The sequence below is a fragment of the Aquiflexum sp. genome, assembly GCF_977115555.1.
This window is the reverse complement of sequence record NZ_CDSBKL010000089.1, coordinates 1-12,455: the sequence shown is the minus strand read 5'-3', so window position 1 is coordinate 12,455 and position 12,455 is coordinate 1. Positions and strand designations below refer to the sequence as shown.

The window sequence follows — 12,455 nt, the reverse complement described above, 5'->3', positions numbered from 1 at the left end:
CAATTAATCGATTTTGACATATATTATTTTACTGTTTAATTTAATTATGTTTTATCAATATAATGAACAAGTGAATTTGAACGAAATAAAAATCTTCCATTTAGAAATTAATTATTATCAAAATACCCTAAACCAATAAAATGTAACCTTTAAATAATTCCTATGAACAGAGTTGTACTATTAATGTTAGCAATGGTCATGATTTTTGCCTCAGGTTTCGAGGCATATGGCCAAAGCAGGATTCTTACCGGAAGGGTAGTAGATCCTACCGGAGAACCAATTCCTGGAGTGAACATCCTGGACAAACAAGTAAATACGGGTACTACCACCGATCTGGATGGTAGGTACTCAATTTCGGTGACCAATGCTTCAGTATTGGTATTTTCTTTTATCGGGTTTGCCCCTCAAGAGTTTGTGGTAGGAAACAGATCCTCGCTTGATGTAAGTTTACAAGAAGACTTGTCAGAACTATCAGAAGTAGTTGTCACTTCTTTTGGTATGGAAAAAGACAAGAAAGCACTTGGTTTTTCAGTAACCCAGGTCAGTGGAGACAAATTCACTGAATCAAGGGCTGTAAACTTAGGTAATGCTTTGACAGGTAAGATCGCAGGGGTGAATGTAACTCCTCCTGCTTCAGGTGCTGCAGGTTCTACAAGAGTGGTGATCAGAGGTGGTTCTTCCCTTACTGGTAATGACCAACCCTTATATGTAGTCAACGGAATGCCAATTGAAACAGGAAACCTTGGAAGCGCAGGTATGTGGGGTGGTAATGATGCCGGTGACGGTCTGGCCTCTATTAACCCAGATGACATCGAAAGCATCTCTGTTTTGAAAGGAAACGCAGCTGCAGCCCTTTATGGTGCAAGAGCAGCAAATGGAGTGGTTTTGATCACTACCAAATCAGGTAAAGCCAGAAAAGGAATCGGTGTTGCCTTGAACTCAAACATCACATTTGACAATGTATTGGATTTTACGGAATACCAGAGGTCTTATGGACCCGGAAGAGATGGTGTTATTCCTGCATCTTCGGGCGATGCTTTGGATGTCGGAAATTCTCATTGGGGTGGAAGATACAATGGTACCAGCACTCCGCAGTTTGATGGGGTTTCTAGACCATATTCAGATACAGGTGAAGGCTTGAATGCATTTTACGAAACAGGCTATACCATCAATAACTCTGTTGCACTGAGTGGTGGAAACGAAACTGGCACATACCGATTTGCTTATTCAAACTTGAATAACAATGACATCATGCCAAATGCAGGTTTCAAAAGAGATGTAATCAACATGAATGTCAACAGTAAGCTTAAGAAGCTTACCTTGGATTTTAGCGGTCAATATTCCAAGCAAAATGCAAACAATAGACCAAGACTATCTGATTCTCCTGGAAATGCCAACTTTGCTATGATGACTAGACCAGGAAACATTCCTCTTTCGGCTATGAGAGGATCTACTGATAAATTAGGAGCACTAGAAGATGGTTTTGAATTGAGATACCAACCAAACGTTTTCCAGACTAACCCATATTGGGCTGCTTATCAGTTCTATCGTGAAGATGTGACTGACAGGGTTTTGGGTAAAGTTTCTTTGAGATACGACATTACTGATTGGTTGTATGTCATGGGCAGGGTTGGTACTGATTTTCAGTCAAGAACAGATGATTCTTCTGAGCCTTATGGAACTGCATACAAACCAAGAGGTGATTACAATGTAAGTAAGAGAACCATTAGAGAAGACAATATGGATTTGTTCATAGGAGCCCAAAAGCAATTCGGGGATATTTCTTTGGATGCCTTGGTTGGAGGGAACAGGATGAGAAGGTCTTTTGAAAGTCTTTCAGGTGGGGGAAATGACCTTGTAGTGCCTTTCTTTTCAAGTGTAAGAAACGTAGCTGCTCCTCAGGTAGGATATGGTTTTAGTGAGCAAGGAATCAATTCATTATTTGGATACGCAAACGTAGGATACAAAAACTTCCTTTTCTTAAATGTAACTGCCCGTCAGGACCAATTCTCTACTTTGTCTCCTGCAAATAGCAAATTGTTTTATCCATCAGTGGGAACTAGTTTTGTCTTGTCAGATGTAATTGAATTGCCAAAAGCTTTCACATTTACCAAGTTCAGAGCATCTTGGGGTCAAACAGGTGGAGGTGCGCCAAATCCATATGCGCTTAACCTGACTTATGGTCTAGTAGGAGCAGGTCACTTAGGTGGTAGCTTGGGACAAATCAACAATGGTTCAATCCCAAATGCAAATTTAGAGCCCTACCTTTCCACAGAATATGAATTTGGAGCGGATTTAAGGTTCTTTGAAAACAAATTAGGTTTGGATGTAGCTTATTATAGCCGTACCACAACCAATGATATCCTTGCAACAGGTATTTCAGCTACTTCAGGTTTTGGATCAACGATTATCAATATCGGTGAATTGACAAACAAAGGGGTTGAATTGTTATTGAACGTTGTTGCTTATCAAAGGAAAGATTTCCGTTGGGATTTCTCATTAAACTATGCCAATAACCAAAGTAATGTTGTAAGCCTTGGAACAAATGCAAGTGGTGATCCTATAGAATTTATCAACCTTGACGAATCAAGATTAAGAAGAGAAAGAATCCGTCATATAGTAGGTCAGCCTTTGGGTATGATTGCAGGTTTTAAGCAGCTGGAAATCGATGGTCAGAAAGTATATGATGACAGAGGTCTTCCGGTACCGACTAATGGATTGGAAACTATCGCTGAGGGTCGCCATCCAATTTCAGCAGGTCTTGTAAACAATTTCAGCTATAAGAATTTTAGGTTGATGATTTTGCTTGACGGAAGGTTTGGAGGACATTTGGTTTCTGGAACCAATTTTTTTGCTTACAACAATGGTTTGCATGAAGAGACCTTGGCAAGCCGTGAAAATGGTTTAACAGTTTCTGGAGTAGATACAAACGGTGAGGCAAGAACTTGGAACATTCCTGCAAACTCTTCAGATCCTACCCAATTTTTGATTGACGATTATTTCAACAGATATGCTCAAATTACTGAAAACATCGTATATGATGCATCTTTCATTAAGTTAAGAGAGTTCTCTTTTGGGTATTCGCTTCCTGGAGCACTTTTGAGTAAGACGCCATTTACGGCAGCATCTGTTTCATTGGTAGGTAGAAATCTCGCTTTGATTTGGTCAAAAGTGCCAAATATAGATCCTGAATCTGCATACACTGTTGGAGGTAATTCCCAAGGTTTGGAATTCTTTGCCATGCCAACTACAAGAAGTTTTGGATTTAATATTAACCTTAACTTCTAATAGGGATGTTTAACAAACTAATTCACGGAAAAATGAAAAGTATATATAAAATAACTGGACTCTTACTTGCTTTCACTTTAACATTCAGTTCTTGTGATGAGCAGGCTTTGTTGGATCTGAATACGGATCCGAATGCGGTTACAGATATGGATATGTCATTCTTGTTTTCTCTTGCTACTTTGAGAATTGGCGGAGAATATGAAAATACAAGAGCTAACATGCTATATTCTGCCACTATGATCCAACACTCGTCTTCATTGGCAGGATACTTTAGCGGTGATAAGTATTTCTACAATGCACAATACAGTGGTGCGTACATGGAAAGACATTATACAGATGTGATCAGGCTTTATTCTCATGTGATCGATAAAACGAAAGACAATCCTGAAGATGCCAATTTGAATGCAGCAGCTACTGTTATGAGAATTTTTGACCTTCACAGAATGACAGATCTGTATGGAGATATCCCTTATTTCCAAGCTGGTAGAGGTTTGGAAGGCGAAGAAAACTGGTTCCCTTCCTATGATAACCAAAAGGATGTTTATTTTGACATGGTAGATCAGCTCAAAATTGCTAGAGATAAGTTCTCTCCAAGTGCCAAGGGACTAGGTGTTCAGGATTTTCTTTATGCAGGCAATCTTGACAAATGGAAAAGGTTTACAAATGCGCTCTTGATGAGAATCGCAATGAGGATGTCAAATGTCGATGCTGCCAAAGCTAGAGAGGTATTTATCGAAGCAAATAACAGCGGAACATTCGGTTCTGTTACTGACAATGCTTACATTAAGTATACTACAGGTCCTATCGGTAACAATAGAAATGGACTAAACGATGGCTATTGGAATACTTATAAATACTCACAGGATTGCAAAATCAGTAAAACATTCATTGACTGGATGAAAGCAAACAATGATCCAAGATTGATGATTGTATCAGGAGGTTTGGGAGACCCAACCGCTGCTGCAAGTACTTGGAATACTGATCCTGCAGCACAGCGTGGTATGCCAAATGGGTATAATTCTACGACCTTAAGGACGATTCTTTCTCCTTCTGAACTTGCCGAATTTGAAGCTCTTCAGCCAAGAGGAAACAGAATGTTTGCCATGCTTAATCTTAAATATTTGGATTGGGAAGATCCTTATGTTTTGATCACTTATGCCGAAACTGAGTTTATGAAGGCAGAAGCTTCACTTAAGGGTTGGATTACCACTGATGCGAATACCCATTTTACCAATGGTGTAACTGCAGCAATTACATCATGGGTTGATTTTGATGCCTCATTTGCAAGAACGGGTCCGGAAATCACTTCTTATATTACTGGAAGAGGTTTTGCTTCTGCTTCTAACGCCGATAAATTAAGACTTATTGGTGAAGAATATTGGGCAGCAACTTGGTTGAATGATATCGAATCTTGGTCCAACTGGAGGAGGACAGGTTACCCTGTTTTAACTCCAACACAAGATCCAAATAGATTCGAAGCCAACGAAATCCCAAGGAGATTGAGATATTGGGAAGCTGAGATTGGCGCTAATCCTGCTAACTACGAGGCAGCGAGAGTGAGAATAGGTGGTGACAACCTGATGACCAAAATGTGGTGGGACGGTGGAAATTGATTTCCTTAGAATTATAAAATCAAAAAAAGGTGCTTTCGGGCACCTTTTTTTATTAAATCTAAAAGACATAAAAAATGAAAAAAGTAATTTCTGCTTTTGTTCTTATGGGATTTCTGTCCTGTGAATCAAAAGAAATTTCCACTTCTCATGATGGACTTGAAGAGGTCAATTATAAAATTATCGGCTATATCGCCGGTTGGAAAGGTGTAGATACCACCAAAATCGATGCCTCTAAACTTACCCATATCAATTATGCCTTTGCCAATGTCGTAGAGGGGAAAGTCATAGAAGGCGAGGGGAGGGAGCTTACTGATAAGGAAAACCTTGCAAAACTAAATTCACTCAAAAAGATTAACCCTGATTTGAAAATATTGATATCAATTGGGGGATGGACTTGGTCAAAAGGTTTCTCTGATGCAGCCTTGACAGAGGAATCCCGAGAGATATTTACTGCCTCAGCCTTGGATTATTTGATCCGTCATGACCTTGACGGATTGGATTTTGATTGGGAATATCCTGCCTATCCCGGGGACAATAATACCTATAGGCCTGAGGATAAAGAAAATTTTGTACTGATGTTAAAGTCGGTGAGAGCGGCTTTGGACAGCCTTGGTGCTTTGGATGGGACTCATTATTTGAGCACGATTGCCTCTGCGGGTTTTAAGGAATACCTTGATGTCAATGACCTTGGTGAGGCGCAGAAATACCTTGACTTTATCAATATCATGTCATATGATTTCATTGTCCAATCATGGAGGGATACTACAGGTCATCATGCCAATCTGTATTCGAACGACCCAAATATAAGGTCTTCCGAAAATGCGGTGAAAGACCATGTGGCTGCAGGAGTTCCCATCGAAAAGCTGGTCATGGGAATTCCCTTTTATGGTAGAAGTTGGGAAAATGTGTCTTCAGGAAATAACGGTCTATTCCAATTTGGTAAAGGCTCAAAAGGGTATCCCTACAGGGCAATTCTGGAATTGATGCAAGATTCTTCTTTTGTCAGACATTGGGATGAAAATTCAATGGCCCCCTATTTATGGAATGAAAAAGAAGGAATATTTGTCACTTTCGAAGACCCTCAATCAATTTTTCAAAAAGCCGAATTTATTAAGAAACACAAAATGGGCGGGGCAATGTTCTGGGAATACAATGAAGATACAGATGATCATATTTTGCTGAATGCCTTATTTAAAAGCCTGAAATAGCGTTAAAATTTTCGATCTGATGGATAAATAAACAAAAATAATCATATTGCTGTTCGGATAAAAGGTTTGAATGGCAATGAAATGGCAAAGAAAAAGACCTCTATAAAAGATATTGCAAAATCCTTGGGAATTTCGATTACCACAGTTTCATTTATTCTCAATGGGAAAGCAAAGGAGAAAAGGATAAGTGATGAATTGACTTTGAAAGTGGAGAAGTATATCAAAGAGGTAGGGTACAAGCCGAGTCAACTTGCACAAAGCCTCCGCCTAGGAAAGTCTAATGTGATTGTCTTTATGGTAGAGGATATATCCAACCAGTTTTTTGCTTCCATAGCAAGAAAGATCGAGGAAAAAGCTTACAAAAATGGGTATAAAATCATCTATTGCAGCACAGACAATGATCCCGAAAAGGCCAAAGCTCTGATCGATACATTCAAAGTTAGGAGTGTAGATGGTTTTATCATTACGCCGACTCCCTATCTTGAAAATACCATTTTGGAACTTATTGAAGAAGATTTTGCAGTGTTGCTATTTGATAGGTGGATTCCTTCAATTGATTGTAGTTATGTCGTCGTTGAAAATGAAAAAAGTGCCTTCGAGGCAACTTCACATTTGATTCAAAATGGATGTAAGAATATCGGATTTGTAACCGTCGAATCTGATCAGATACAGATGAATGACAGACTTGAAGGGTATGGGAAGGCCATTGAAGCACATGGATTAAAGAAAAATGTGCTTATGCTGCCCTTTCACAATTTGTCCGAACATCGGGCAAGTCACAAAATCCAACAATTCGTACTGAAAAACAGTGATCTTGACGGTCTGTTTTTTGCAACCAATTACCTGGCTTTTGAAGGGTTACAAGCCCTAAATGCTTTAAAAAAACATATCCCTGAAGATCTTTTGGTGGTTTCTTTTGATGACCATTATTTTTTTACGCTTTTTCAGCCTAATATCTCTGCGATTGAACAGCCTTTGGAAGCGATTGCCGAAAAATTGATGAAAGGCATGTTGATGTTGCTAGATGATGAAACAACCAATAAGCTTGATTTCAAAATTATTTTGCCAAATATCCTTCATGTGAGAGAGTCTTCTAATTTTAAGAGATGAAGTATTTTTTTCATCCCTAGAAATCTGAAAGTAATTAACTATTTTTGATAAATCCTTTTAGCAACATTATTTTGCTTATTTCAGATTAAATACAGAATTCTTAGGGGCTTCACAATATGTGAATTTGAAAATTTTCAATGAACAACAGATTGATTTTGTCCGCCGATATAGGTGGTTCTCATATAACCGCTGCAGCTTTCGAGGAAAAGCCATCCGGGTTTTCCATAGGGACAGTCCTTAGAAAAAATATTGATTCAACTAGGAACAAGGATTTCATTCTTGATGAATGGACATCACTTTTTAAAGAACTGAACCAAGACTTCAGTAATACTTGTGTAATTCTCGCCATGCCTGCGCCTTTTGATTATGCCAATGGTATATGTCACATTAAAGACCAAGGTAAATTCATCCATCTTCTTGGTGTTGATTTAAAAAAGGAATTGGCTGGAAGGCTGGGGATTTTACAATCTCAAATCAATTTTGTAAATGACGCGAAAGCTTTTTTGATGGGCGAATCAAATTTCGGAAAAGTATCAGGGTTCAAAAACCTACTCGGACTTACATTGGGAACCGGACTTGGATCTTCGATGAAGTTGGGGGATCGGATTTTTGATGCAGAACTTTGGTCCACCAAGTTCAAAGACGGCATCGCAGAAAATTATTTAGGAACATCTTGGTTTGTAAATTGGTGCAGAGAAAATCTGTCTATCCAGGTGAAGGGCGTGAAAGAAATCATAGAGAATCCTAATTTGCTTTCTATGGCCTTGCCTGCATTTGGTCAGTTTTCAAAAAATCTTGCCCAATTTATTCTGATGCAGTTGGAGGAAAGACAAATAGATGCCATTGTTTTGGGTGGTAATATCTCAAAGGCAAGAGAGTTATTTTTGGAAGAAACGGTTTCCACACTTGTTGCCAATAAAAACAATTTACCGGTTTTTATCAGTGATTTTGGAGATAAAAGTGCGCTTTTGGGAGCGGCTTCCCATTTTTTTGGTCAAAAAGTATTATTAGGATTGGATCAAGAATCGTAACTTGAACCCTTGTAATCTTTAACCTAGTTTCAATGAAATCTATTCTGTCGCATACCGTTTTCTTTTTATTTCTATTTTCTTCAGTTTCAATTTTTGCCCAAGAAGAAACACAGTTGCTGATCATTGGAGGAGGTGCAAGTGGGACATCTGCTGGCATCCAAGCTGCGAGAATGGGAGTCGAAACAGTTATCTTGGAGGAAACGACCTGGCTGGGAGGAATGATCACCGCAGCGGGTGTATCTGCTATAGACGGCAATCATGATTTACCTTCTGGAATCTGGGGAGAATTTAGGGAGAAATTGTATGCATATTATGGCGGACCGGAGGTAATAAGTACCGGTTGGGTCAGTAATACACTTTTTGAGCCATCAGTTGGAAATAGAATTTTTCAGGAATGGGTCAAAAAAGAAAATAATTTGCTAGTTCATTTTGAATCAAAATGGCAAAATGCAGTTTTTGAGGATGGGATTTGGCAGGTACAATTCCTCGAAAAGGGGAAAATGAAGACCATCAAAGCAAAAATGCTCATCGATGCCACAGAACTCGGTGACGTCATGGCTTCTCTTGGTTATAAATATTTTGTAGGGATGGACAGTCAAGATCGGTTTGGAGAGGCTTTTGCCCCAGAGAAAGCCAATGATATCGTTCAGGATTTGACCTATGTTGTGGTTTTGAAAGATTTTGGAAAGGGAAATGACAAAACCATTCCCAAACCTAAAGGTTATGATCCCGCGATTTTTGCCTGCGCCTGTGACCACGCCGATCCTATATCATTTGACAGTCCTCAAAATGATTGTCAAAAGATGCTTAATTATGGTAAGCTTCCCAACGGAAAGTATATGATCAATTGGCCCAACTGTGGCAACGACCTATACATGAACATCGTTGAAATGTCGCAGACAGATAGGGACAAAGCGCTTGAAGAAGCTAAATTGCATTCTTTGAGATTTATCTATTACATACAAAACGAACTTGGATACAAGCACTTAGGGCTTGCTGATGACGAGTTTCCCACTAAAGACAAACTTCCCTTTATTCCATACCATCGAGAATCAAGGCGAATCGCTGCTGAAACAATGTTTTCCCTGCCATATGTTCTTTCTCCGTACGATCAGGAGAAGGCTTTTTATCGGACAGGCATTGCCGTTGGGGATTATACCATTGACCATCACCACAAGATGAATCCAAGTGCTCCACAAATTGATTTTATTAAAATCAGGGTGCCTTCCTATAATATTCCTATGGGAAGTTTGATCCCAAAGGGTTCTACCCATTTTATAGTGGCGGAAAAAAGTATCGGAGTATCCAATATTGTTAATGGCGCAAGCCGATTACAGCCTGTGGTTTTGGGCTTAGGTCAAGCTGCAGGGGCTTTGGCAGGTACTGCTATTCTCAGCGGACAAAACCTGCAAGAAGTCAAGGTCAGGAAAGTGCAACAAAATCTTTTGGATAAAAAAGCCTACCTGATGCCATTCATGGATATTTCTCCTAGCCATGTACATTTTGAAGCAATTCAAAAAATCGGTGCGACAGGAATTTTGAAAGGATTTGGTGTTCCTTATAAGTGGGCAAACCAAACCTGGTTTTACCCTGATAGGGAAATTTCCGAATTTGAATTGGTGGATGGTCTCAGACCTTTATACCCTCAATACAGCCAATTTTGGGCTGCTTCCGGAGAGCCTTTGAGTCTTGGAAGGTTTTTAGAAATATTGAAAGTCGTCAGGCCGGAATTAAAAGAAAATGACATTTCACTGATTTGGAAGAATCAAAAACTTTCCGGATTTCCATCAGCCGACACGAAGCTTGATAGACTAGGTGTTGCGGTTTTGCTGGACAGTATCTTAGATCCTTTTTCGATGCCGGTGGACTTTAATGGAATGCCGATCAATCAATGATTTGGGATTTTCTAACGTTTAGAGATCTTATTTGACTCAGTTCTATCAAGGATGTAATTTCCTATTTTTTCACCTTGTTTGACTCCTTCCTCGATGGCGTCCCGAAAATGGATCCCACCGTAAAGCCTTGAAATAGCCGCTTCATCTGCCGCCTTGGAAAATGACTTAAATGGCCTTTCAGGCAATCCAAAATAGACTTCTGAGGTATCTATAAAATCAAAATCATCCCCAAAATAGTTAGTGAGAATCACAGCGCTTGTTTTGGAAATCACGCTGTGCCCGCTTGTATATTCCGGAAAAGGAGGAGTCTGTAACAAAGGCCGCCAAGTAGGGCTGAGGTATTTTTGAATGGCCGATTCAGGCCTGATTCTATCTGAATCGTACTTTTCTTCCCAGCAGCTTACAAAGGCATCATGTAGTCCCAATGCCACCAATGAATGGATATAGATCGCTTCCCTCCAAGTCAATTTCGCCTTTTCGACTGCGATTCCTGTGATACCCATCCAATGACCTCCGGGAGAAATCTTTTTTATACCAATGGCCATATGTCCGGAAAAACTCACCATAAAAGGATTGCAGTCCCAAAAATTTGCAATTAATTTTTGCTCTTCGGATAGGGTCGAGGTCACCTGAAAAACCTCATTTAGCTGGTTTTTAAAAGAACTCCCTTCTGTAAGGTCAAATTCAGCCGGAGGAATTGGTTTATATGGTCTCAACTCTGTCAGAAAGAAAGTCCTAATTGTTCTCCATTCGGGTTCCACAGGTGCCATATAAGCCGGTGGGGTTGGATACCAATGGCCTTCGTTTTTATTGGGAGTGTATCTTGTCAGGGCACTCAATTGCTTGTATCCATCGGTGTTTGCCAAATCCAATACTTGGGCTGAAACTTTCTCGGCAAATTCAATATTGGTTTCAATATCTTTTTTGGAAATCCACTTTGACTTGGTGAATTGGCTTAAAAGTGCTTTTTGTTTTGCCTCAAGAAGTTTGCCGGAGGGCATGATTTTCTTTCCCGTTTCCAACATAGCGTAGACTGAAACGAACTCTGGGATAAGGTTTTTTCCAGTTTCTCCAATGAATTCAAATGTTTCAATGTTGGTTTTTGAAACCAGATTTTCATTTTTTGACTTTCCTGTTGCTTGGTCCCAAGCAAGGTGTGCTGCCAAGGTAGCATAGGCATAAAATCTGGCTGCGGCTGGAGGAGAGGCCACATCTGTAACCATTACTTCAGTGATGTGAAAAAGATTTTCAGAAAAAACCTTTGAAGGCGGAGTGTGGTTTTTCTGCGAAAATGCAGACAATGTTAATCCTGGGAAAATCAATAGGAGTAATGCCAATCGAATTGTTTTCCAATATCTCTTCAAGCTTTCCATTTCAATCATTCTTTTGGTAATTGATTATCCCACGGTTATTGATACCGAAAAAGAGGAGGTTGGGTTGTGTTTGCAGTTGAAGGATTGACTTCACATCTCCCAAAATTGAAAATCCCGAAATTCTTTGCGGTATAAATTCAAAATTCCCTTTTCCGTCCCCTTTGAATAATTGGCCCAAATTGGCATCCATCATTCCGAGTCTGAGTCGTGTATAAGTCTGATTTCCTGCTAGTAAAAGATCCATATTCCCATCTTGATCATAATCAAAAACATGAATGGCATGGATTGGTGCAAATTGGGCTTCAATCGGTAATGCATGGGTGATGAATCTTCCAGAGTTATTTTCAAAATACATTGTCCTCAATTCCGTTGCCTCTAATTTGGAGGAATTTGCTATTTGCTCTTTTGTCAAAACCTGCTCGAGTGTGGCTGTTGCATAACTTCCATAATCTGTAAACTTACTCCTAAAGCCATAAACTTGGTCAAGAAGTTCGTCTCTGCTTGGAAAAGGAAAGGGTTTCCCTTGTACATAACTGACCAAAATTGGGTCTGTGGATGAATTGTCATCAAAATCCCCAAAATACAAACTTAGGGGTTCAGAACTATTGGTCTTGAACTGGGAATTCATGCCGAAGTTTCCGGCCAGCAAATCTATATCTCCATCCTTGTCAAAATCCCCAAGGGCAAGACTTGACCACCAGCCTTTTGTATCATCTCCCGACCAATCTTGAGTAGCGTCATTAAATTTGATTCCACCTTCATTGAGAAAAACTGTGACCGGCATATACTCCCCGACGAGCACCAAATCCTGAAATCCATCTTTATTCAGATCCAAGGTCACAGCATCGGTGACCATTCCTATTTTACCAGCCAAAGGCAGAAACTGACTTGAAAGATCAGAAAAATTTCCTTTACCGTCATTCACCAAGTCGTAGCT

At 39.7% G+C, this 12,455-nt stretch carries 8 protein-coding genes; 6 read left to right on the top strand and 2 right to left on the bottom strand.

Features of this window, described 5'->3' with window-relative positions; translation table 11 throughout:
- The first annotated feature begins 162 nt into the window (after positions 1-162).
- The 6 genes from ACZFYI_RS07620 (at position 163) to ACZFYI_RS07595 (ending at position 10,145) form a co-directional block, all read left to right on the top strand.
- Complete coding sequence (locus tag ACZFYI_RS07620; protein WP_462523530.1) at positions 163-3,288, top strand: SusC/RagA family TonB-linked outer membrane protein; 3,126 nt, start codon at positions 163-165, stop codon at positions 3,286-3,288.
- Between the two features lie 32 nt (positions 3,289-3,320).
- Positions 3,321-4,901 carry a SusD/RagB family nutrient-binding outer membrane lipoprotein gene (locus ACZFYI_RS07615; RefSeq protein WP_462523529.1) on the top strand — a complete coding sequence of 527 codons (1,581 nt, stop codon included), beginning with the start codon at positions 3,321-3,323 and terminating at the stop codon, positions 4,899-4,901.
- A 74-nt stretch (positions 4,902-4,975) separates the two neighbouring features.
- A complete protein-coding gene (locus tag ACZFYI_RS07610; RefSeq protein WP_462523528.1) occupies positions 4,976-6,109 on the top strand; it encodes a glycoside hydrolase family 18 protein in 1,134 nt (377 codons plus the stop codon).
- 81 nt (positions 6,110-6,190) lie between these two features.
- The gene (locus ACZFYI_RS07605) at positions 6,191-7,219 is read left to right on the top strand and encodes a LacI family DNA-binding transcriptional regulator (RefSeq protein ID WP_462523527.1); all 1,029 of its coding nucleotides are present in this window, start codon (positions 6,191-6,193) and stop codon (positions 7,217-7,219) included.
- 137 nt (positions 7,220-7,356) lie between these two features.
- A complete protein-coding gene (locus ACZFYI_RS07600) occupies positions 7,357-8,250 on the top strand; it encodes an ROK family protein (RefSeq protein ID WP_462523526.1) in 894 nt (297 codons plus the stop codon).
- A gap of 32 nt (positions 8,251-8,282) precedes the next feature.
- The gene (locus ACZFYI_RS07595; protein ID WP_462523525.1) at positions 8,283-10,145 is read left to right on the top strand and encodes an FAD-dependent oxidoreductase; all 1,863 of its coding nucleotides are present in this window, start codon (positions 8,283-8,285) and stop codon (positions 10,143-10,145) included.
- Positions 10,146-10,156: 11 nt separating this feature from the next.
- Here the strand turns inward: ACZFYI_RS07595 and ACZFYI_RS07590 are convergent, their stop codons facing one another.
- Positions 10,157-11,482 (bottom strand): vanadium-dependent haloperoxidase, encoded by a 1,326-nt coding sequence (locus ACZFYI_RS07590; RefSeq protein ID WP_462523524.1) that lies wholly within the window; start codon positions 11,480-11,482, stop codon positions 10,157-10,159.
- 37 nt (positions 11,483-11,519) lie between these two features.
- A partial coding sequence (locus tag ACZFYI_RS07585) for an FG-GAP repeat domain-containing protein (protein ID WP_462523523.1) occupies positions 11,520-12,455 on the bottom strand: 936 nt, incomplete at its 5' end.